At 43.2% G+C, this 24,002-nt stretch carries 15 protein-coding genes and 3 rRNA genes; 8 read left to right on the top strand and 10 right to left on the bottom strand.

What is annotated here, in order from left to right:
• The first annotated feature begins 444 nt into the window (after nt 1-444).
• From HMPREF0659_RS06790 to HMPREF0659_RS06775, 4 genes are all read left to right on the top strand, one after another.
• Nucleotides 445-1,975, top strand: a 16S ribosomal RNA gene (locus tag HMPREF0659_RS06790).
• 414 nt (nt 1,976-2,389) lie between these two features.
• Nucleotides 2,390-5,291 (top strand): 23S ribosomal RNA (locus tag HMPREF0659_RS06785).
• A 298-nt stretch (nt 5,292-5,589) separates the two neighbouring features.
• Nucleotides 5,590-5,702, top strand: a 5S ribosomal RNA gene (rrf, locus tag HMPREF0659_RS06780).
• The 16S, 23S and 5S rRNA genes sit together here, the layout of an rRNA operon.
• Nucleotides 5,703-6,238: 536 nt before the next feature.
• Nucleotides 6,239-6,904 carry a DUF4112 domain-containing protein gene (locus HMPREF0659_RS06775; protein WP_013264110.1) on the top strand — a complete coding sequence of 222 codons (666 nt, stop codon included), beginning with the start codon at nt 6,239-6,241 and terminating at the stop codon, nt 6,902-6,904.
• 116 nt (nt 6,905-7,020) lie between these two features.
• Here the strand turns inward: HMPREF0659_RS06775 and HMPREF0659_RS06770 are convergent, their stop codons facing one another.
• Nucleotides 7,021-7,506: a hypothetical protein gene (locus HMPREF0659_RS06770; RefSeq protein ID WP_013264319.1), complete on the bottom strand. Its 486-nt coding sequence runs from the start codon at nt 7,504-7,506 to the stop codon at nt 7,021-7,023.
• A gap of 146 nt (nt 7,507-7,652) precedes the next feature.
• Here HMPREF0659_RS06770 and HMPREF0659_RS06765 point away from each other — a divergent pair, with 146 nt between their 5' ends.
• Nucleotides 7,653-9,299 carry a glycogen/starch synthase gene (locus tag HMPREF0659_RS06765; RefSeq protein WP_013264122.1) on the top strand — a complete coding sequence of 549 codons (1,647 nt, stop codon included), beginning with the start codon at nt 7,653-7,655 and terminating at the stop codon, nt 9,297-9,299.
• A gap of 50 nt (nt 9,300-9,349) precedes the next feature.
• A complete protein-coding gene (gene glgP, locus HMPREF0659_RS06760; protein ID WP_013264986.1) occupies nt 9,350-11,905 on the top strand; it encodes an alpha-glucan family phosphorylase in 2,556 nt (851 codons plus the stop codon).
• A 171-nt stretch (nt 11,906-12,076) separates the two neighbouring features.
• On the opposite strand, the gene HMPREF0659_RS06755 is transcribed toward glgP, so the two are convergent.
• The 8 genes from HMPREF0659_RS06755 to aroQ all read right to left on the bottom strand — a co-directional run bounded on the left by HMPREF0659_RS06755 (nt 12,077) and on the right by aroQ (nt 18,399).
• Nucleotides 12,077-12,673, bottom strand: a complete 597-nt coding sequence (locus HMPREF0659_RS06755) for an HU family DNA-binding protein (protein ID WP_044045933.1) — start codon at nt 12,671-12,673, stop codon at nt 12,077-12,079.
• 385 nt (nt 12,674-13,058) lie between these two features.
• Nucleotides 13,059-13,604, bottom strand: a complete 546-nt coding sequence (locus tag HMPREF0659_RS06750; RefSeq protein ID WP_044045932.1) for a hypothetical protein — start codon at nt 13,602-13,604, stop codon at nt 13,059-13,061.
• A 160-nt stretch (nt 13,605-13,764) separates the two neighbouring features.
• Nucleotides 13,765-14,760, bottom strand: a complete 996-nt coding sequence (gene rhuM / locus HMPREF0659_RS06745; RefSeq protein ID WP_013263840.1) for a virulence protein RhuM/Fic/DOC family protein — start codon at nt 14,758-14,760, stop codon at nt 13,765-13,767.
• A gap of 43 nt (nt 14,761-14,803) precedes the next feature.
• Entirely contained in the window at nt 14,804-16,036 is a 1,233-nt protein-coding gene (locus tag HMPREF0659_RS06740) for an FtsX-like permease family protein (RefSeq protein WP_013263878.1), read from the bottom strand.
• A gap of 231 nt (nt 16,037-16,267) precedes the next feature.
• Nucleotides 16,268-16,603 (bottom strand): 30S ribosome-binding factor RbfA, encoded by a 336-nt coding sequence (gene rbfA, locus HMPREF0659_RS06735; protein ID WP_004361056.1) that lies wholly within the window; start codon nt 16,601-16,603, stop codon nt 16,268-16,270.
• Between the two features lie 165 nt (nt 16,604-16,768).
• Entirely contained in the window at nt 16,769-17,089 is a 321-nt protein-coding gene (locus HMPREF0659_RS12640; RefSeq protein ID WP_155812156.1) for a hypothetical protein, read from the bottom strand.
• A 192-nt stretch (nt 17,090-17,281) separates the two neighbouring features.
• Complete coding sequence (locus tag HMPREF0659_RS06730; RefSeq protein ID WP_013264160.1) at nt 17,282-17,947, bottom strand: O-methyltransferase; 666 nt, start codon at nt 17,945-17,947, stop codon at nt 17,282-17,284.
• Nucleotides 17,948-17,979: 32 nt separating this feature from the next.
• On the bottom strand, nt 17,980-18,399 hold the full coding sequence (aroQ, locus tag HMPREF0659_RS06725) for a type II 3-dehydroquinate dehydratase (RefSeq protein WP_013264955.1): 420 nt from the start codon (nt 18,397-18,399) through the stop codon (nt 17,980-17,982).
• Nucleotides 18,400-18,474: 75 nt separating this feature from the next.
• Between aroQ and xerA the strand changes: the two genes are divergently transcribed.
• Both xerA and HMPREF0659_RS06715 read left to right on the top strand, forming a co-directional pair.
• Nucleotides 18,475-19,419, top strand: coding sequence for a site-specific tyrosine recombinase/integron integrase (xerA, locus tag HMPREF0659_RS06720; protein WP_013263966.1), 945 nt, complete (start codon nt 18,475-18,477; stop codon nt 19,417-19,419).
• A gap of 113 nt (nt 19,420-19,532) precedes the next feature.
• Nucleotides 19,533-22,349, top strand: coding sequence for a M16 family metallopeptidase (locus HMPREF0659_RS06715; RefSeq protein WP_044045931.1), 2,817 nt, complete (start codon nt 19,533-19,535; stop codon nt 22,347-22,349).
• A gap of 343 nt (nt 22,350-22,692) precedes the next feature.
• On the opposite strand, the gene HMPREF0659_RS06710 is transcribed toward HMPREF0659_RS06715, so the two are convergent.
• Nucleotides 22,693-23,988, bottom strand: coding sequence for a Fic family protein (locus HMPREF0659_RS06710; protein WP_013264743.1), 1,296 nt, complete (start codon nt 23,986-23,988; stop codon nt 22,693-22,695).
• Nucleotides 23,989-24,002 lie beyond the last annotated feature (14 nt).

The following is a 24,002-nucleotide window of genomic DNA, read 5'->3' as shown; positions in this document are numbered from 1 at the left end:
TAATCATTTTTAAGCAAATTAGTTGATTTGGGTCAATTTTAAATAAAAAAGTTCATTTCTTGAAAAAATAATCTTCAAAACATTTGGTGGGAACGGAAATTCTGTATACCTTTGCATCCGCTTTACAAAACAAGCCACCTGGCAAGTTGCTTAAAGCATATAAAGAAAGAGTTCTTTGAAAAGATTTACATAAACAGAGAAGTAGTACAAGAAGCGTCTGTTTGATTTTATATCAAATGGATGGGTAAAAGAAATGAACCGATCAATTCGTTGTCCCTACTTTTGAGGCGCCGCCTCAAAACTAAAGGAACAGAAGAAAAGGTGCTTTTTACTTGATACTTTTAGGATAAGCGTTCTGAAACAGAGATTACTCGGTGGAGTGCTTGGGGGATATTGGTATTCATTATCATTTATCACCTATCACTTATCACCAAAACATATTTTACAATGGAGAGTTTGATCCTGGCTCAGGATGAACGCTAGCTACAGGCTTAACACATGCAAGTCGAGGGGAAACGGCATTGAGTGCTTGCACTCTTTGGACGTCGACCGGCGCACGGGTGAGTAACGCGTATCCAACCTTCCCATTACTGTGGGATAACCTGCCGAAAGGCAGACTAATACCGCATAGTCTTCGATGACGGCATCAGATTTGAAGTAAAGATTTATCGGTAATGGATGGGGATGCGTCTGATTAGCTTGTTGGCGGGGTAACGGCCCACCAAGGCAACGATCAGTAGGGGTTCTGAGAGGAAGGTCCCCCACATTGGAACTGAGACACGGTCCAAACTCCTACGGGAGGCAGCAGTGAGGAATATTGGTCAATGGACGGAAGTCTGAACCAGCCAAGTAGCGTGCAGGATGACGGCCCTATGGGTTGTAAACTGCTTTTGTATGGGGATAAAGTTAGGGACGTGTCCCTATTTGCAGGTACCATACGAATAAGGACCGGCTAATTCCGTGCCAGCAGCCGCGGTAATACGGAAGGTCCAGGCGTTATCCGGATTTATTGGGTTTAAAGGGAGCGTAGGCTGGAGATTAAGTGTGTTGTGAAATGTAGACGCTCAACGTCTGAATTGCAGCGCATACTGGTTTCCTTGAGTACGCACAACGTTGGCGGAATTCGTCGTGTAGCGGTGAAATGCTTAGATATGACGAAGAACTCCGATTGCGAAGGCAGCTGACGGGAGCGCAACTGACGCTTAAGCTCGAAGGTGCGGGTATCAAACAGGATTAGATACCCTGGTAGTCCGCACAGTAAACGATGGATGCCCGCTGTTGGTACCTGGTATCAGCGGCTAAGCGAAAGCATTAAGCATCCCACCTGGGGAGTACGCCGGCAACGGTGAAACTCAAAGGAATTGACGGGGGCCCGCACAAGCGGAGGAACATGTGGTTTAATTCGATGATACGCGAGGAACCTTACCCGGGCTTGAATTGCAGAGGAAGGATTTAGAGATAATGACGCCCTTCGGGGTCTCTGTGAAGGTGCTGCATGGTTGTCGTCAGCTCGTGCCGTGAGGTGTCGGCTTAAGTGCCATAACGAGCGCAACCCCTCTCTTCAGTTGCCATCAGGTTAAGCTGGGCACTCTGGAGACACTGCCACCGTAAGGTGTGAGGAAGGTGGGGATGACGTCAAATCAGCACGGCCCTTACGTCCGGGGCTACACACGTGTTACAATGGCCGGTACAGAGGGACGGTGTAATGCAAATTGCATCCAATCTTGAAAGCCGGTCCCAGTTCGGACTGGGGTCTGCAACCCGACCCCACGAAGCTGGATTCGCTAGTAATCGCGCATCAGCCATGGCGCGGTGAATACGTTCCCGGGCCTTGTACACACCGCCCGTCAAGCCATGAAAGCCGGGGGTGCCTGAAGTCCGTGACCGCAAGGATCGGCCTAGGGCAAAACTGGTGATTGGGGCTAAGTCGTAACAAGGTAGCCGTACCGGAAGGTGCGGCTGGAACACCTCCTTTCTGGAGAGGATGCTTATTAGTTGATTTATTTGATAAGTATTTAAGTATACATGTCAAGAAGTTAACGGTAATCAAGGAAATAAAAGAACCTTTGGTTCGTTTTTCTTCTTGTACTCACTGCACTCTGTATTATATAAATGTAGGAGTTTAGAGTTTAAGGCTCACATAAAGGTTCAAGTCCTTATCCTCCACCACGCTGTTCTATGCTTCTGAGGCACAGCCTCAGAACACAGAGGGTAACAGCACAAGATCTTTGACATATTGACACAAGCAAGACTGTAATGTAGAACTATTCTTTCTATAATGGGAAGAATTAGAATTCTAATTATTGAAGAAAAAACTTCAAATTCTTTAGAATCACACAACAGCTGAAAGTATGAGCTACATTCTTTGTAAGCAATTACAAAGAAGGCGAAGAAAGTAAGAAAGGGCGCATGGCGGATGCCTTGGCTCACGGAGGCGATGAAGGACGTGATAAGCTGCGATAAGCCTTGGGTAGGTGCAAATAACCTTTGATCCAAGGATTTCCGAATGGGACAACCTAACAGGTTGAAGACCTGTTATCACTACAGTAGTAGTGAGGCGAACGAAGGGAACTGAAACATCTTAGTACCTTTAGGAAGAGAAAATAAATAATGATTCCCCTAGTAGTGGCGAGCGAACGGGGAATAGCCCAAACCTGCTTTGTGGCAACGCTTAGCAGGGGTTGTAGGACCACGCTGTCGTACTTAGATTGTGAGAAGAATGTTCTGGAAAGAACAATCATAGAGGGTGATAATCCCGTATTCGAAGCATGACGAGACGTAGTGGTATCCTGAGTAACGCGGAACACGTGAAATTCTGCGCGAATCTGCCGGGACCATCCGGTAAGGCTAAATACTCCCGTGAGACCGATAGTGAACGAGTACTGTGAAGGAAAGGTGAAAAGCACTCCGATGAGGAGAGTGAAATAGTTCCTGAAACCATGCGCCTACAAGCGGTCGGAGCCGCGTAAGCGGTGACGGCGTGCCTTTTGCATAATGAACCTACGAGTTACCATGTCTGGCAAGGATAAGCGTCATGAGACGCGCATCCGCAGTGAAAGCGAGCCTGAATAGGGCGTCGAGTCAGATGGGGTAGACGCGAAACCAAGTGATCTACACTTGCCCAGGTTGAAGTCCGGGTAACACCGGATGGAGGACCGCACGGATAAGCGTTGAAAAGCTTCCCGATGAGGTGAGTGTAGGAGTGAAAGGCCAATCAAACTTGGAGATAGCTCGTACTCCCCGAAAGGCATTTAGGTGCCGCGTGCGACGATTTCCATAAGAGGTAGAGCGACCGATAGGTCAAGAGGGCTTCACCGCCTATCGAGACCTGACGAACTCCGAATGCTTATGGACTGCAGTCGTGCAGTAAGGGGGCGGGTGCTAAGGTCCGTCCCCGAGAGGAGAAGAATCCAGACCGCCGTCTAAGGTCCCGAAATTCTGTCTAAGTTAGTCTAACGAAGTCTGGTCCCCGTGACAGCTAGGATGTTGGCTTGGAAGCAGCCATTCATTCAAAGAGTGCGTAACAGCTCACTAGTCGAGGGTCCGGGCATGGATAATAATCGGGTATAAGTCAGATACCGAAGGCGCGGGATAGTAATGTATATTAAAAGTATCGGTAGGGGAGCATTCCATCGGCGTTGAATGGTGAGGGTAACCGATCCTGGAGCTTATGGAAAAGCAAATGTAGGTATAAGTAACGATAAAAAGGGTGAGATTCCCTTTCGCCGAAAGACCGAGGTTTCCCGGGCGATGCCAATCAGCCCGGGGTTAGTCGGGTCCTAAGTCTCAGCCGAACGGCGAAGGCGATGGCAGATGCGGTTAATATTCCGCAACTCGCATATACAGTGATGTGGAGACGGAGCAGTGACACTGCTGCGCCCTGACGGAATAGGGCGTTTAAGTGCGTAGGCTATGAGGAAGGCAGGCAAATCCACCTTCCGAGCTGAACCATGAAAGTACAGGTAATCCTTCGGGATAACTTGAGTGCAGGTAATCATACTTCCGAGAAAATCCGCTAAACTTAATGTATATGCGACCCGTACCGCAAACGGACACACGTGGTCGGGTAGAATATACTAAGGCGTTGAGAGATTCATGGTTAAGGAACTAGGCAAATTGACCCCGTAACTTCGGGATAAGGGGTCCTCATAGCAATATGAGGCGCAGAGAATCGGTCCAGGCAACTGTTTAACAAAAACACAGGGCTGTGCAAACTCGAAAGATGAAGTATACAGCCTGACACCTGCCCGGTGCCGGAAGGTTAAGAGGAGATGTCACCAGTAATGGGAAGCATTGAATTGAAGCCCCGGTAAACGGCGGCCGTAACTATAACGGTCCTAAGGTAGCGAAATTCCTTGTCGGGTAAGTTCCGACCTGCACGAATGGTGTAATGATCTGGACGCTGTCTCAACCATGAGCTCAGTGAAATTGTAGTATCGGTGAAGATGCCGATTACCCGCGATGGGACGAAAAGACCCCGTGAACCTTTACTACAGCTTAGCATTGACCTTGGTCATCCGATGTGTAGGATAGGCCGGAGGCTTCGAAGCGGGTGCGCCAGCATTCGTGGAGCCATCCTTGAAATACGGCCCTTTGGCTGTCTGAGGTCTAACGCGCCTGTGGCGCGGACACTGCTTGGTGGGTAGTTTGACTGGGGTGGTCGCCTCCAAAAGCGTAACGGAGGCTTCCAAAGGTGCCCTCGGGCCGATTGGTAACCGGCCTTATAGAGTGCAATGGCATAAGGGCGCTTGACTGGGAGGCAGACATGCCGAGCAGGCAGGAAACTGGGGCATAGTGATCCGGCGGACGTGTATGGAAACTCCGTCGCTCAAAGGATAAAAGGTACTCCGGGGATAACAGGCTGATCCCCCCCAAGAGCTCATATCGACGGGGTGGTTTGGCACCTCGATGTCGGCTCGTCACATCCTGGGGCTGGAGAAGGTCCCAAGGGTTGGGCTGTTCGCCCATTAAAGTGGCACGCGAGCTGGGTTCAGAACGTCGTGAGACAGTTCGGTCTCTATCTATCGTGGGCGTTGGAGTTTTGAGTGGTGCTGACACTAGTACGAGAGGACCGTGTTGGACAGACCTCCGGTTTACCAGTTGTGCCGCCAGGTGCACCGCTGGGTATCTGAGTCTGGATTGGATAAGCGCTGAAAGCATCTAAGTGCGAAGCCAGCCGCAAGATGAGAACTCCTCATAAGGGTCGTCATAGACGATGACGTTGATAGGGTGTAGGTGTAAAGACGGTGACGTCAAAGCCGAGCACTACTAATTGCCCGAAACTTTCTTCGGGTCTCCCGCCTCCAAAGTTTGGAGTGCGGGGACCAGTGACTCAGACTTTGAGCTGTGTATTCTTCTAAGGGAAGAAGAAAAGTTCTATATGTTTTGCTTGTGGAAATACGTCACCTTATACGGCTGACAAGTCAGTAGACGAGTTGACAAGATAACGAGTTAACGAGTAAACAAGTTATTAGTTCTATGGACAATGTTTAACAACGGATCTACTGATAAGAAGACAGAAAGAAGACAAGGATAAAGACAAATAACTAGTCAACTTGTCAACTGTGAACTAGTCAACCGAGAGAAATATCAGGTGGTTATTGCGGCGGGGTCCCACCTCTTCCCATTCCGAACAGAGAAGTTAAGCCCGTTTGCGCCGATGGTACTGCAATGCAATGCGGGAGAGTAGGTGGCCGCCTCCTTTTACGAGAGCCTTGAAGAGAAATCTTCAAGGCTCTTTTTTTGTTGGGTGATGGGTGTTGGATGTTAGGTGTTGATGAAGTGTTGGAAGGACAGAAGCTGCAATATTATATTGGGCTAATTGGGCTAATAAGGCTTATAGGGCTGATAAGGCTAATAGGTCTTATTATCCTAATAGGTAAATAGGGCTAATTGGTTACATAAGACATATATGACTTAAAAGTGGTATTTAGTCGCTTGAATTTAGTGGGGTAATTATTTTATTTAATTTGTTATTTGCTGTCACTACTGTCATCCATATTTGCTTCTTAATTTGTTTGGTAATAGATAGTTTTACGAAGTGTTAAAAATGAAAGCAAGTAAAAGTAAAACTAAAATTAGTTGTGAACTGGGTCTTTTATTACATTGCAAAATTATTTTTATTTTTGAGTACTAAAGAGGTGTTTTTATTGATTAAAGCTCTTATGATAATATTTTATGTGTTTAAGCGTTATAGTGTTTAGGTTATTATAATTTGTTTTTTATTTTTTGATTTAGGATGGAAGGAAAGAATATATTAGAGAATGAGTTGAATTATGATGCTCATAAGACTTTAGGTGAACAAGACGGAGAGATTGTTTTGAATGATTCTTACTCTCTTATTGATGATAGAGATTCTCTTGATAAGGGTAGTGATGCTACTCGTAAAGAAGAAGTTCGCCGACAAAGAAGGGAGAAAGAAATCCGAAATTTAAAAGCATCAAAGGCTTATAAGTTTATTAGTACGGTAACAACTTTAGCAGATAAATATTTCTTAGATGCACTCTTAGGTTTAGTACCATCAGTAGGAGATCTTGTTTCATCTATTTTTGGTTTGCCGTTTATATACGTTACTTTGTTTAAAGTCAAGTCTATTCCACTCACATTGGCTGTTATCTATAACTATTTAGTAGATATATTGTTGGGAAGTATTCCTTTTTTTATTGGTGATGCTATAGATTTCTTTAGTAAAGCACACGTAAAGAACTTAGATTTAATTACACGCTATGTAGAAGGAGATAAGAAAACAATACGTCAGGTGAGGTCGAAAGCATTGCTAACAACTTTTCTTATTATCATTCTTAGTGTAATTATTTATTTTGTCTTTAGGTTATTGATAGGCGTTACGGAATGGACGTGGACTTTACTAATAGACATGTTTAAGTGGTTGATAGGACTATTCTAACTAATTAAAATAGTTTATAAGGATAACATTTGGAAATCAAATATAAAAGAAGACCCTACTAATGAGCACCAATTTATCATTAGTAGGGTCTACTTATATAGTCCTGAGAACTGTGATTATTTACAATAGAAGATTAAATCCTTAGGAATCTTCACCCATTTATTATTAACCACAATCTTCATCGTGCTACCATCAAGTCTTGTTAGCGTGTAGGTACCATTTGAATTATGCTTTAGTTCGGCTTTGAGATCTTCACTACCATAGTCATTGATGATGGTTAAGATAGCCTTTCTCCCTTTTATGGTAGCATCAGAGATAATCCACTTACGAGTATCACGTACTGCACCAAAGTAGCCTGGAACCTCTCCGAATATCTCTTGTCGTGGTACGGTAATATTGTTATGATAGAAATCAATATCCATCCACACTTGAAATTCATCATTCACAAGATGCGCTTTAAAGATAGAGTCATTATTCTGTGCTATCTTTCCTGTTTTTGAAGGAGATGTTTCTGTCTTTGTAGTGGATAAGTTGCTTTGAGCGGCTATGTTGGTTGAAAAAGCCAACATAGCCATTATTGTCAGTACAATCTTTTGTTTCATATCTATGAATGTTGGTTAATTGCAAAGTTAATGATTTTAATTAATTAATACTATACATTCCTCAAAAATGTACAGATTAAATTGTTGATTTACTTATTTTTGTATTACCTTTGTGGCGATATATATCAAATGTTTTAAAGGAGAAGATGTTATTTCCAGATTATATTTTTGAGACCAGCTGGGAAGTTTGTAACAAGGTCGGAGGAATTTATACTGTACTTTCAACTCGTGCAAAGACATTACAAGATAAGGTAAAGGATCGTATCATTTTCCTTGGTCCTGACTGCTGGCAAGAGACACCATCCCCTTATTTTAAAGAGGATAAGAAGTTATTTGCTGATTGGCAGCAGAAAGCAGTTTCTGAGGGGCTATCAGTAAAGGTTGGACGTTGGGATATCCCTGGGGAGCCAATTGCTATGCTTATTGATTTTCAGTCATACTTTGCTCATAAAGATGAGATTTATGGTAAGCTTTGGGAGTATTATAGAGTTGATAGTCTCCATGCCTACGGTGATTATGACGAATCTGCTATGTTTGCTTATGCTACGGCACTTGTCGTAGAGAGTTTCTATAGATTCTATCTTAGTGAGAAAGATAAGGTTGTCTTCCATGCAAACGAATGGCAAACAGGATTTGCTGCACTTGTATTACAGCATCGTTTGCCACAGATAGCATCTATCTTTACTACTCATGCGACGGGTATTGGTCGCAGTATAGCGGGCAATAACAAGCCATTGTATGAATATCTCTGGGCATATAATGGTGACCAGATGGCTTCGGAGTTGAATATGGAGAGCAAGCATTCTATTGAGAAGCAGACAGCACATTATGTTGATTGTTTCACGACAGTGAGCGATATTACTGCAACAGAGTGCAAAGAGTTGCTTGATAAACCAGTAGATTTAGTTCTTCCAAATGGTTTTGAAAACGACTTTGTACCAAAGGGTGCAACCTTCACAAAGAAGCGCAAGGCAGCGCGTAAGCGTTTGTTTGATGTTGCTAATGCACTGACAGGTGACGATATACAAGATGATGCGTTAATCGTATCAACCAGTGGGCGATATGAGTTCCGTAATAAAGGTATTGATGTGTTCATAGAATCAATGAACCGCTTGCGTTTTGATGAGAACCTAAAGAAGCAGGTAGTAGCCTTCATTGAGGTTCCAGGCTGGGTAGCAGGTCCTCGTCAGGACCTTGTTGAGCGTCTCAACAGTGGCAAGCAGTTTGATACACCATTGGAGAAGCCTGTGCTTACGCATTGGCTCCACAATATGGACCATGACAATGTACTGAATATGCTCAGCTCTCTCGGTATAAACAATGCAAAGGGAGATAAGGTGAAGGTCATCCTCTTGCCTTGCTATCTGACAGGTGATGATGGCATTATGAATATGAGCTATTATGATCTCGTATTGGGCAATGACCTCTGTGTTTATCCATCTTACTATGAGCCATGGGGGTATACACCTCTGGAGGCTGTTGCCTTTAAGGTTCCTTGTATTACAACCGACCTTGCTGGTTTCGGCTTGTGGGCAAATACAGAGAAGGGCAAATACAGCGAGATAGAAGACGGTGTTAAGGTATTACATCGTACTGATTATAATTATTCTGAGGTAGCTGATGGTATTAAGGATACCATAGCCCGTTATTCTTGCTTTACGAAGACAGAGGTGAACAAGTGTCGTTCAAATGCCGAGAAGCTCTCTCGTAAAGCTCTTTGGAGTGAGTTTATCATCTATTATGAGCAGGCTTACGACATAGCATTAGAGAAAGCAGCTGCACGAAACAACTGATAACTGCTTTAATAACGATATAAAAAATAACAGTCAAACTATATTAAGTTATGAAAATTAAATCAGATTATTCCAACGAACCTCAGTGGAAAGAGGTAACTGTAAAGTCAACTCTGCCAAAGGAACTGGCATGTCTTGATGAGCTTGCTCACAATATGTGGTGGGCATGGAATTACGAAGCACGCAATATGTTCAAAGCTCTTGATGAGGAACTCTATGAAGAGGTTGGACATAATCCTGTTCAGCTCCTTGAGCGTCTTAGCTACGACCGTAAGGAAGCCATCGTAAAGGACAAGAAGTTGATGAAGCAGGTAAGTGATGTTTACAAGAAGTTCCGTGCTTATATGGACGTTAAGCCTAACGCTAAGCGTGCTTCTGTTGCTTACTTCTGTATGGAGTTTGGTCTGAATCAGGCATTGAAGATTTATTCTGGTGGTCTTGGTATTCTTGCTGGTGACTACCTCAAGGAAGCTTCTGACTCAAATGTAAATTTCTGTGCTGTAGGTTTCCTCTATCGTTTTGGTTACTTCACACAGAGCCTTTCAATGGACGGTCAGCAGATTGCGAAGTATGATTCACAGAACTTTAACTCTCTTCCTATCGAGCGTGAGCTTGATGAGAACGGCAATCAGGTAGTTGTTGACGTACCTTACCGCAACTATATGGTACACGCACTTGTATGGCGTGTAAACGTTGGACGTATTAAGCTTTACTTGCTCGATACAGACAACGATATGAACTCAGAGTACGATCGCCCTATCACTCACTCACTTTATGGTGGTGACTGGGAGAACCGTTTGAAGCAGGAGATTCTGCTCGGTATCGGTGGTATGCTCACATTGAAGAAATTGGGTATCAAGAAGGATATCTATCACTGTAATGAAGGTCATGCAGCACTCTGCAACCTCCAGCGTCTTTGCGACTACATCGATGGTGGCTTGACATTCAATCAGGCTATGGAGCTTGTACGTGCTTCTTCACTTTATACCGTTCACACACCAGTACCAGCAGGTCACGACTACTTCGACGAGGAACTCTTCGGCAAGTATATGGGTGATTATCCTGCTAAACTTGGTATCTCGTGGGATGAGTTCATCGGTATGGGGCGTACCAATCCTGATGATCACAGCGAGCGTTTCTGTATGAGTACCTTCGCTTGTAACACCTGTCAGGAAATCAATGGTGTGTCAAAACTTCACGGTTGGGTAAGCCAGAAAATGTTTGCTCCATTGTGGAAGGGATACTTCCCAGAGGAGAATGCTGTAGGTTATGTTACTAATGGTGTACACCTCCCAACATGGACAGCAACAGAGTGGCGCAAAGTTTACGATAAGTACTTCGATGAAAGCTTCATGAGCGACCAGAGTAACGAGTCTATCTGGCATGCAATCTATAATGTTCCTGATGCAGAAATCTGGGAGACACGTATGGCATTGAAGCAGAAACTTATCAAGTATATCCGTGATAAGTTCACCAAGCAGTGGCTCCGCAACCAGGGTGACCCAGCTAAGGTCGTTTCTATCCTTGAGCGTATTAATCCTAACGCATTGATGATTGGTTTCTGTCGTCGCTTTGCAACTTATAAGCGTGCACACTTGCTTTTCACTGACCTTGAGCGTTTGGAGAAGATTGTAAACAACCCAGAGCGTCCAGTTCTGTTCTTCTTCTCAGGTAAGGCACACCCTGCTGATGGCGCTGGTCAGGGACTTATCAAGCGTATCTTTGAGATTTCACGTATGCCACAGTTCCTCGGTAAGATTATCTTCCTTGAGGATTACGATATGCAGTTGGCTCGTCGTCTCGTTTCTGGAGTTGATATCTGGATGAACACACCAACTCGTCCACTCGAGGCAAGTGGTACATCTGGTGAGAAGGCAGAAATGAACGGTGTTGTAAACCTCTCAGTACTTGATGGCTGGTGGGTTGAAGGCTACCGCGAGGGAGCTGGATGGGCATTGCCAGAGAAGCGTACCTATCAGAATCAGGGCTATCAGGACCAGCTTGATGCAGCTACTATCTATGGTCTTTTCGAGAATGAGATAGCTCCTCTCTACTTCAATAAGAATCAAGATGGCTACTCAGAGGATTGGGTTAAGGTTGTAAAGAACTCTATTGCAACTATCGCTCCTCACTATACAATGAAGCGTCAGCTTGACGACTACTATGACAAGTTCTATGAGAGTCAGGCTAAGCGTTCTCATAAGCTCGAGGCTAATGACAATAAACTTGCTAAGGAGATTGCTCTTTGGAAGGAGTCTGTAGCAGAGCGTTGGGACAGCATTTATGTTGTTTCTAAGGACGAGGATGCACTGCAGGACATTTCTACAGGTCATAAGATTAAGGTTACTTACGTTATCGACGAGCAGGGCTTGAACAATGCTGTAGGTCTTGAGCTTGTATTCTTGAAGAATGCACCAGTTGATGACGTTAACATCCACAAGGTAATCCCATTCAAGATGGTGAAGACTGAGGGTAATCACTATACTTTCGAGGCTACTTTCGATGCAACAGAAGCAGGTGCTTATAAGTGCGCTGTCCGTATGTATCCTAAGAACGATCTCCTGCCACACCGTCAGGACTTCGCTTATGTGAAGTGGATTGGATAAGAACAGTCTAAGGACTAATTAATAATTAAAAGCCATTCCTATGCTCTGAAAAGGGTTGGGAATGGCTTTTTCGTATTTATATGCCATTGAATTATCGCTGGGCTTAATCTAATTTACAATGGTAATGTGCCTTTCCCTCGATATGTTTACCATTTGTTTACCGCCTTCTGCTTACGCTTTTTTATATATTTTGCGATAACGTGAACCTATGTTGATGATTTTCTTTTCACGTTCTAACTGTGCTGTAAGTTGATAGGCGTAGGTGGTAGAAAGGTTCAGACGGCGACGGAGGTCGTTAACGGTGATTATCGGATTCTCTTCAAACAATTCTTTTAGTGCAGCGTTAACGGCTGATTTTATAGGAAGTGTGGATGTACCGTCTTTGTAGGTTTTGTTTTCAAAATCCATCTTTCCTAACGCTTCGTGAAAATCCTTATCGGGGCGGAATCTAATTTTGCGCACAGCAACATTACGGAGTTGGTGACGATGCGTCTTAGGGTCTTCGTACATGTCCCCTTTAAGGGCAAGCGAGAAGAATCCAATGCCCGGTAGATGGACTGTATTCCCACTTTTTAGCTCCTCTGCTAATTCTGTTTTTAATGCTGAGATAGTACCAAGAATGTCGGCTGTTGTGAGCGTTGTTGCTTGTTGGATATGCTGACAGATTCTCTCTATTCCCGTGACATCTTTCTTGATAGGTACGATTCTTAGTGCTTTACGTTGTGCGAGTTTACCGCTTGTTCTTAATAGTTTGTAATTTACAGTCATAGCTTTACGTTTGTAATAAGGGTTAATAATCATCTTTTCCATGAGCCGTTAGTGTGTGAAACGAGTCTCTATAATCACATACTTTTAGCATAGGCAGAATTCTTTTCACGAAAGAAAGAAATTATTTACGTGAAAATAAATATTTCTTTTCATGAAGGAAAATATTTCTTTTCATGAAAATAATTCGTGATTCATGCTGCAAAGATACTGTTTCAATGGTCGCTTGCCAAGTATAAGCTATGTAGTAATGTCTGTATTTGTGCTATTTTGCGTGGGTTTTGATTTGAGATGGGTAGGTAAAAGGGTAAAAGAAAAACTCTCAGACCTATGTGGTGTGAGAGCTTTATATGCTTATTCGCTTATCTTAGATGATATTCTATGGTAGTTATAAATCTTCCCCATGGGAAGCATTTCTGTCGTTTTCGTAGTATATAGCTATATAATATTCATCATACTCTTTGGCTATTGTGAACCACACTATTCTATTCTGTGCTCCTTCGTATGGCAGCTGATAAAAAACAGCAGCATATTGTTTATTATTCACAGAGATCTCATATGATATGTTTTCGCTTTCAGATAACATGTGGGATGTTTCAGATATTGTGTATTTTGAATTGTTTTCGAATTGTTGAAAGAGCTTATTATATCTTATTTTAATTTGTCCTTCATCTCGCCCTGTTTTATTCCATACAACAATTCTCCATACTTTGTTTTTGTTAGTTTGTATATGAATATACACTTTCTCACCATTAAATACTCCTTCAAGAAAATCAGTTGTTGTATTGTATGTGAATCCTTTTGCTTTGAGCTTTTGAATCATGGCAGTTTTGGAGCCATCAACAGGAATACCTAAGAACTTAGTAACATTTTGTTGTGCATATATTGATATAGACAACAAGAGTAACATTAGTACTGATAAAATCTTTTTCATACGTTATTATGTTTTGGTTTGTAATTACGCTTTTGGGGTAAATAGATATACTTCTTATTGTTATCTTTGTTCTTTATGTTTACGACAAAGTTAAGAATTATTTTTTGATACATTCCTCTCCGTATGCAAAAAGTCTCATAAGTTGTTATTGGAATGTGGGTTAATTGGCTTGGTTGATAAGGTTCACCACTACCTTTACCATTATATCCTTTTCCTCTGTTTTGCTCTCGGCAATCATGAGGGTGAGGGCAACGAGGGTGTTGTCAGCAATTCGCTTGGTACCATCAGGGCGATAGAGGATGGCATTGTTGTTCATAAACCATAGGAAGAGGGTGGCTGCAATGCGCTTATTTCCATCACTGAACGAGTGATTCTTAGTGACAAGATAGAGTAGCATAGCCGCTTTCTCCTCCACACTCGGATAAAGTTCCGTGCCATCAAAGGTCTGGTAGATTTGTCCGATAGAACTTTTGAAGGACTCATCCTTTTCATTACCAAAGAGTACAGAACCACCAAACTTCTGTCGAAGCATATCTATCTCGTGCATAGCATTCTCGTATGTGGCATGGAAAGGTTCTTCTTTGGTAGTCTTGGCGATATGTAATCGCTGGTAATCATAGTTGTCGAGTGTGTCGAGTGCGTAGGTGTAGTCTACCACAACATCAAAGAGTGCATTGCTTTCGTCCGTTGTCTTTGCAGGTTGTTGCTGGATAGCTCTGCCTAATACTTGTATGAGTTGGCGCAGTTCCGCAATCTGATGTTTGCGAATGTTCTCGTTGATAGCATAGCCTTTGACAAGATATTGCTTAAGAACAGAGTTTGCCCATTGGCGGAAACGGATACCACGTTTTGTATTTACACGATATCCCACGGATATTATCATATCAAGATTGTAATAAGCAACTATACGAGAAACTTGCCGTTTGCCTTCTTGTTGAACTGTTCGGAATTTCCGAACAGTTGAGTTCGCATCGAGTTCATCATCTTCTATGATGTGCTTAATATGTTCGCTTATTGTAGCTTTGCTGGATTGAAATAGTTCTACCATCTGAGCCTGCGTAAGCCATACCGTTTCTCCTTCCAACTTCACATCAAGTTGGGTCTTACCATCTTCACTTTGATAGATGATAATTTTGTCGTTTAGGTTTTCAGTCATATTGTTTAGGTTTATAGTTGTTAGTCGATAGGCGAGGGATAGCTTAATCCCTCGTCAGTTTACGACTCATATAACGTACGGGATACCACACGGAAAGCCATCCAACAAGGATAACTGTGAGGAAGATTGTGATGATATCTTCTGGATGAACGCTAATAGGATAGGCGTTAACAACGAAGTTTCCAGCCTGATCACCGAGCTGTACAAGACCGTATGTCTGCTGTAACCAGCAAAGTAATAAGCCAAGTGCAATACCGATGACAGCACCAGCAGCAGAAATCATTCTACCTTCAAAGAGGAAGATACGGCGTATCTGACTATCTGTTGCACCAAGGTTACGCAGGGTGATGACGTCATTCTTCTTGTCGATGATGAGCATAGAGAGCGAACCAATGATGTTAAAGCACGCCACCATAAGGATAAACGTGAGGAAGATATAGGCAAAGAGCTTCTCTATACGCATGATGTTAAACGTGTCAGCTTGCTGCTCATAGCGATCTAATACCTTATATTTATCACCGAGAAGGGTTTGTATTTCGTCCTTTGCCTTGTCAATGTCGACACCCGGTTTCATGCGTAACTCAAGAGAAGTCATTTCTCCTTGTCGGTTGAAGATACGGCGTGCGAAATCAAGGGAGGTGATAATATATCCCTTGTCATACTTCATCTGCTTTACTTGGAAGAGTACTCCCGGAGATATCAATGAGTCTTTTACAAAGGCATTTGTTGGATCAGAAGCATCATACTGTCCTTCACGCTGGGGTGCATAGATGTGTAAGTAGTCTGGCCATGCAACTCCAGTACCGAGGTCTTGTGCCAATCTAATACCGAGAACACCATATTGCAGATTGGCTGTATGAAGTCTAAAGTCACCCTCTCCGTAGAGGATATTACTGATATGTGTCAGCGAATCGAAGTTATCCTCCACACCCTTCACATTGACCATAGCTTGTTTGTCGTGATAGATAGCTAATGCTTGGTCCTCTACACATTCTGTAGCCACCTCTACTGAAGGTAGTTTTTTAACCTTTAAAAGTAAAGGGTCGTTAGCCGACATAGCCTTACCCTTTGCTGCTTCAATCTTAATTTGTGGATCGAAGTTGGTGAAGAAGGATGCTACAAGGTCTGAGAATCCATTAAATCCGCTCAATACAACGACCAATGCCATTGTTGCCACAGACACTCCGAGTACGGAGATGAGGCTGATAACGTTAATAGCATGTGTACTCTTCTTTGAGAAGAGGTAACGGCGGGCAATGTAAAAAGGGAAGTTCATGTTGGGTGTTAGGTGTTGAATGTTGGGTGTTGACGGGTAGGGTGTTAGGTGTTGAATGATGGGTGTTGAATGATGGGTGTTGAATGATGGGTGTTGAATGATGGGTGTTGAATGATGGGTGTTGAATGATGGGTGTTGATGTTTGGTGGAGTATTAATACACTTTGTAGTAATCATTAACACCCAACATTCATCACCCAACACCCAACATTCAACACCCATCCCCCACTTCCTACTTCTTTAGTAACTCATCAATGCGCTCCAAGTAGTCGAGGGAGTCGTCAATGAAGAAGCGTAGTTCAGGGATGATACGCAGCTGATTATGCACACGCTGACCTAAGTCATAGCGGATAGTCTTCTCATTAGCATTGATGTTTTTCAGTATTTCGTCTCCCTTTTCAGATGGGAAAATACTGAGGTAGGCGGTACAGATACTGAGGTCTGGACTCACCTTTACACGTGTTACACTAACCAAAACACCATGCATCATACGTGTCTGTGTCTGGAAAATACTTGCTAACTCCTTCTGAAGGAGACGTGATATGCGGTTTTGTCTTGTCTCTTGCATTGTCTTATCTATTTATTGTTTTATCCTGCAAAGGTACTGAAAGTTTGAAAAACCCACAAACTTTTATGCTGGGTGTTGGATAATGGGTGATAGTTGTTGGGTGTTGGTTGGTGATGAAATGTTATGGTGGGTGATAGTTGTTGTATGTTGGTTGGTGATGAAATGTTATGCTGGGTGATAGTTGTTGGGTGTTGGTTGGTGATGAAATGTTATGTTGGGTGATAGTTGTTGGGTGTTGGTTGGTGATGAAATGTTATGCTGGGTGATAGTTGATGGGTGTTGGTTGGTGATGAAATGTGATGGTGGATGATAGGTGATGGGTGTTAGGTGGTGATGAAATGTTATGCTGGGTGATAGTTGTTGGGTGTTGGTTGGTGATGAAATGTTATGCTGGGTGATAGTTGTTGGGTGTTGAGTGGTGATGAAATGCGGATGTTTGAGGATGGAAGTTAGGCTTTGTATGTTTGGTGTTGAGGGTCCGCACATGTTGTGCGAACGCCCCGCACGTGTGGTGCGGATGGTACGCACCAGTGGTGTTGAGGGCCAAATGCTTTGCTATATGTTATGAGAGTGAAAGCAACTAATGGATTATAAAATCGTTATAGTTATCCCTTTGCGGTAATTACTCCCCTCCCTATGGGGGAGGGGCAGGGGGGAGGGGCCAGCTATGTGTAGCTTTTATTTCTTTCTAATCAGCGTTAACCCATCGCGTAGTGGGAGAATAACCTTTTCGATTCGGTCGTCTTTGGCAATAAAGTCATTGAAACGGCGGATACCAATCGTTTGTTGGTCGTGGTCGTAGGCAGGGTCAATGACGTGCCAATCCCACAGTGTGTTGTCAGCGAGGATATAGCCACCAGGTCGGATGATGGGCAACAACTTCTCATATACTTCTGTATAATTGCGCTTGTCACCATCGACGAAAGCCATATCAAATAGAATCCTCAACTTTGGAGCCTCTTCTGCAGCATCACCGATACGGAAGTCAATCTTGTCGGCAACTGGCGACCCTTCAATCCAAGGACGGGTGAAATCCTCCATCTCGTCATTGATTTCAAAGGTATAGAGCTTGCCCCCTTCCTCTAATCCTTCAGCCATACAGATAGCCGAATAGCCACTGAAAGTACCCACTTCGAGGATATTCTTAGGACGTATCATTTGTACAAGCATCTTCAGAAGACGCCCCTGCAGATGACCACTTGCCATACGTCCGTGAATGGTATGGATATTTGTGGCACGATAAAGGCGGTAAAGATAATCGCCTTCTGGGTCAATATGTGAGGCAAGATAGGCATCGCAGCCCGCCTCATCGGTGAGGGAAGTATAGGTGTTGGTTGTTGGCATGGGTGATGATAGTGATGATGAGTGTTGAAAGGTTATAGGAGTGACAAAGCCTCTATAGCCAATCTGTAGCTGTTAAGACCAAAGCCTTGGATCGTACCCATGCAGGCAGGGGCAATCATTGAGTGTCGACGGAAGTCCTCACGGTCGTTAACATTACTGATATGTACCTCAATCACTGGCGTTTGTAGAGAGCGGATGCAATCTAAAAGCGCAATACTTGTATGTGTGTAAGCCCCAGCATTGAGGATAATGCCATCATATGAGAAGCCTGTCTCCTGTAGCTTGTTGATGAGTTCGCCCTCAACATTACTTTGGTAATAGTCAATGGTACAGTTAGGATAGCTTTCACGCAGTTGTGAAAGGAAGGTATCCATAGACATACTACCGTATATTTCAGGTTCACGCACCCCTAACAGGTTCAAGTTGGGACCATTAATAATGATTACTTTCATATCTCTTTCTTCTCAAATATCGTTTTTTGATGTATCTTTGCATATAAATTGCAGTATGCAAAAATAAGAAATTAAATGGAAACAGACAAGAATTCAAAGGATATTGTCAGCCGTTACCGTCGTTATCTGAAGTTAGAGAAAGGCTATTCGGTGAATACGTTGGATGCTTATATGCGTGATGTAGATAAGCTCTTTCGCTATCTTGCTGTGGAACAGGTTGATGTGTTGGATGTGAAGTTAGAAGATTTAGAACACTTTGCAGCCTTTATCTCCGACCTTGGCATTGGTCCTCGCTCGTTGGCACGCATTCTCAGTGGGGTGCGTCAGTTCTATCGTTTCCTTGTTATTGATGGTTATTTGGAAGTAGACCCGACTGAGTTGTTAGAGTCGCCAAAGCAACCTGACCACTTACCAGAGGTTCTTTCCACAGCTGAAGTAGACCTCTTAGAGCAGGCAATAGACCTTTCAAAGTGGGAAGGGCACCGCAATCGTGCCATTATCGAAGTCTTGTTTTCTTGTGGACTGCGTGTATCAGAGCTCACCAACCTAAAACTTTCCAACCTATATATTGAAGAACAGTATATTCGAGTGATGGGTAAAGGCTCGAAGGAACGCTTGGTTCCAATCTCACCACGTGCCTTAGACGAGCTAAGCTACTGGTTTGCCGACCGTAATGTGATGAAAATCAAACCCGGAGAGGAGGATTATGTCTTTCTAAATCGTCGTGGACAGCACCTTACGCGTACGATGATTCTTATCATGATTAAGCGATATGCGGTTGAAGCTGGTATCAAGAAAACAATTTCTCCACACACCCTTCGCCACTCCTTTGCCACTTCCTTGCTCGAAGGTGGTGCCGACTTGCGTGCAATTCAGGCAATGTTAGGACACGAAAGTATTGGTACAACAGAGATTTATACGCATATCGACACCTCTACACTACGGCAGGAAATTCTCGAACATCACCCCCGTAATATCCAGTATAACGAACGCCAGCAGATGGACTTATTGACAGAATAATCTTTATTGATACTTTGTTAAGATATAAAAAATAAAAAAATCGGATTGCGTAACAGATTTTTATGTATCTTTGCGCCATAAAACTAATATTAAAATTACAAACAACGTTTAAGATGAAAATCAAACATTTATTCTTAATCGTCTTACTCTTTGTCACTGGAATGGTCTCTGCACAGCAGATGGGACCTATCCCTGTGAATAAGAATGTAAGACAAGGTAAGCTCAGCAATGGCTTAACTTACTACATCCTTCACAATGAATGGCCAGAGCATGTAGCCAATTTTTACATTGCACAGCGTGTTGGTTCTATTCAAGAGAACGACAACCAGCGTGGTTTGGCTCACTTCCTTGAGCACATGGCATTCAATGGTTCAGAGCATTTTCCTGATTCTACGCTCCTCGAATTCACCCGTTCACTTGGTGTTGAGTTCGGTAGTAACTTGAATGCTTACACCAGTATCGACCAGACGGTCTATCGTATCTGCGACGTGCCAACAACTCGTCAGACAGCACTCGACTCTTGTCTGTTGATTCTTAAGGACTGGTCAAACGGCTTGACACTTGCTGACAAGGAGATAGATAAGGAACGTGGCGTTATTCATCAGGAGTGGCAGCTGCGCCGTACACCAGTGATGCGAATCTATGATGACGTTTTGCCAAAGTTCTATCCTAACTCAAAGTATGGTCATCGCATGCCAATCGGTTTGATGAGCATTGTTGACAAGTTCCCTTATCAGGACCTCCGCGATTATTATAAGAAGTGGTATCGTCCAGATAATCAGTGTATCATCGTTGTTGGTGATATTGATGTAGACCACACAGAGAATGAGATTAAGAAGCTTTGGGCTAACGCTACTGTTCCTGCAAATGCAGCACAGGTTGTAGAAGAGGCTGTGCCAGACACCAAGGACGCTATCTACGTGTTTGGTAAGGATAAGGAGATGCCTTACAGTCAGGTTGGTTTCAGTATGAAGCATGACGCCTTCCCTGACGCACAGAAGGGCGATATGTACTACTATGTAGACTCTTACGCAAAGAATATCATCACTATGATGCTCAATCAGCGACTCGCTGAATTAGCACAGAAAGCCGACTGTCCTTTCACAGGTGCTTATTCAGAGGATGGCGATTACATGCTTTCAAAACCAAAGGCTGCCTTCAGTATGGCTGCAGATGCTAAGGAAGGTAAGGACCTTCAAGCACTTGCTGCTATCTATCGTGAGGCACAGCGCGTTCGTCTTTATGGCTTTACAGCAGGCGAATACGACCGTATGAAGGCTGAATACCTCTCTCAGTTGGAGTCAGCTTACGTCAATCGTAACAAGGTGAAGAACGCTCAGTATGGTGATGAACTTCGTGATCACTATCTTGCTAACGAACCAATCCCAAGCAAGGAGGATGATTATCAGATTATGAAGCAGTTGGTTGAGATGCCTGCATTGAATGTTGACGTAATCAATAAGTATGCACAGGAACTCATCACGGATAAGGATAGTAACTTCGTAGCTTATATCTTTGCACAGGAGAAGGCTGGTGCTACTTACCCAACAGAGGCTCAGATGGCACAGACAATCAATTCTGTACGTGCTGAGAAGATTGAACCATATGTTGACAATGTAAAGCAGGAGCCTCTACTCGATGAGAAGAAACTCCCTAAGGCTGGTAAGATTGTTGGCGAGAAGGAGAATAAGGTGCTTGGTTATAAGGAGTTGACACTGAGCAATGGCGCACGTGTTATTCTGAAGAAGACCGACTTCAAGGACAATGAAATTCAGTTCCAAGCTTCTGCGAAGGGCGGTAAGGGCCTCTATGGTAAGGCTGACTTCAGCAACTTACAACTCTTTGATGCTGTCCTCGGTTACAGCGGTTTGGGTAATTTCTCACGTCAGGAATTACAGAAGGCACTCTCTGGTAAGCAGGCTTCTGTGGGCTGCAGCATGTCAAGCTACTATCAGTCATTAGCTGGTTCATGTGTTCCAAAGGATATTGAGACAATGATGCAGTTGCTTTACCTCAACTTTACCAATATTGCAAAGGATGAGGCTTCATACAAAGCAATGATGGCACAAATGGAGTTAGCGCTCAAGAACAAGGATCTCTCACCTGAGAGTGTCTTTGGTGATTCGCTCAGCAACACTATCTACGGTCATGAAGCACGTTTCGCTCCAATGACATTGAATACATTGAAGAATGTAAGTTACGATCGTATCTTGCAGATTTGGAAGGAGCGTTTTGCTAATCCTGGTCAGTTTGTTTACTACTTCGTAGGTAACTTTGATGAGGCTACACTCCGCCCATTGATTGAAAAGTACATTGCATGTCTTCCTAAGGGCAAGGCTGAGAATTGGAAGGAAGTTCCAAGTTATGTAGCAGGTCAGGCGGTAAATAAGTTCACTCGTAAGTCTGAGACACCAAAGGCGATTGCCTTTGAGTTCTGGCATGCGCCAATGGCTTATACCCTTGAGAATGATATTCTTACCAGTGCAGCGGGTCAGGTGCTCTCTATGGTTTACTTGAAGAGTATTCGTGAGGATGCGAGTGCAGCTTACTCTGTAAGCGCAGGTGGTAAGTTACGCCGTCTTGGCAACAAGCCAGTAGCACTTATTCAGGCTTATTGTCCAATGGACCCAGCGAAGTCTGATGTTGCATTGAAGCTTCTTGCTGAGGGTATGAAGGAAAATACAATGAAGATGGATGCCGATAAGGTGCAGAAGGTGAAGGACTTCATGCTTAAGGATGCAGAACTTTCTGCTAAGACTAACGGCTATTGGATGGGTATTCTCGACGACTATATTTGGTCAGGTGTAGACTTCCATACCAACTATAAGAAGACTGTTGAGGCAATCACTCCAGCTAAGCTTGCTGCTCACTTGAAGCAGATCTTGGCAGCAGGTAACCATGCAGAGGTGGTAATGACACCAGCAAAATAATACGTATTCTATGTTTGAAAAAGGACTCTCATGGGTCCTTTTTCATTTAACAAACTACCAACAGCGAATTATTTTCATGAAAATAAATATTTATTGTCGTGAAAATAAATCTTTCTCTTCATGTAATTAAATATTTTTCTTCATGAAAAGAATTTGTAGGAGATAGCTTTTTATCATTTAAAAGAAAGAGAGTCCATTTGTCATTTCTGGCAAATGGGCTCTCTTTCTTTGGTCGATAAAATGCTTGTAGAACCTGTCGATTTTACGATGTCTACTTTTTATGCACACGGAACTATCATATTCCTTTGTATTCATATACTTCATTAGCATAGATAGAGAGTCATCACTCTTTATTGTCGGCAACCATATACGAACAGTATTTATTGAGTAAATCATTCAATAACAAATCACCTTTCTGATAACGGTCAGCGTCAAGCTTTGTAACTCTTTCGCGTATAGGCTTCTTAGTCTTAAATAAAGCATGAAGATATGGTACGCCATTTTCCTCTGTTATGTTCACATCCGTGAAGAATTGGGTTAAATCTTCTTTGTCATAAACGATGGAATAGCTTGGTCGTTTTGCGCCAGGTATACTTTCTACAAGGATATTCTTGTCAACCAGATCTTGGATGTCACGAATGGCAGTGTCCTTCGAACATTTTGCTAACGTTGCCCATGTCTTTGATGTTATCTTTGCCTCATAGCCGTCAAGAAATAGATTTAGCATTTGTGTTTGTCGTTCTGTCATAGGAACAACCGATGCTTTCTGCCAGAAGAAACTCTTGTTTAAGATTGTTGTGACGGTGGCACCAGCTTCGTCAAGTGCATCCACCAATTTCTGCATATACCACACTAACCACTCCGTAACGTCGCCATCTCCACGCTGCATACGTTCGAGAATGTCATAGTAGTGCTTCTTATCCTTGTTTATCTGTGATGAAATATTGTAGAAACGGAACCTACTTTTCTCGCCACGTGCCAAGAGCATATCTGAAAGAATACGTGCTAATCGTCCGTTTCCATCCTCAAATGGATGAATGCTTACAAACCAGAAATGAGCAATGGCGGAACGTATGACACTACTTACAGGTTCTTCTTTATTAAACCATCTGAGGAACTTTTGCATTTCTTCTTCAATACGGTCTGGAGAAGGAGCAATATAGTGAATTTTCTCGCGTCCAAATATTCCACTGACTATATGCTCTTCGTTCGTTCGATACTGTCCAATCTCTATCTGGCTACCTTCACTGTAGCCAGAAGGGAAGAATGCAGCTTGCCAAGCATATAATCTTTCTTTTGTGAGAATCATGTCATAATGCTGTACAGCTTCGAGCATTACGTTGACAACAGAGTCAACATAGTGAGATGGTGCAGTATGTTTTACGTTCTCAATCCCAAGTTTTCTTGCTATGGAAGAACGGACCTGATCCACGTTAAGGCGGATGCCTTCAACTTCTGAAGAATACACTATATCATAAGTAAGGTTCTCTGCCATAGCATGTATTTTGCTGTCAAAGCCCAGTGAAGCCAATCTCCCGTAAAGCAAACCCTGTTTACGGAATACCTCTTCTTGGAGTAGTTCCACCTTTGAAGTGTCCCAACGGAAGTTAGTCCAATTGTCTCTTTCGTGTATATACATCATCCTTTTATATC

Origin of the sequence: Prevotella melaninogenica ATCC 25845 (genome assembly GCF_000144405.1) — a bacterium.
Taxonomy (GTDB): Bacteria; Bacteroidota; Bacteroidia; order Bacteroidales; family Bacteroidaceae; genus Prevotella; species Prevotella melaninogenica.
This window is presented reverse-complemented; position numbering and strand designations above follow the sequence as displayed.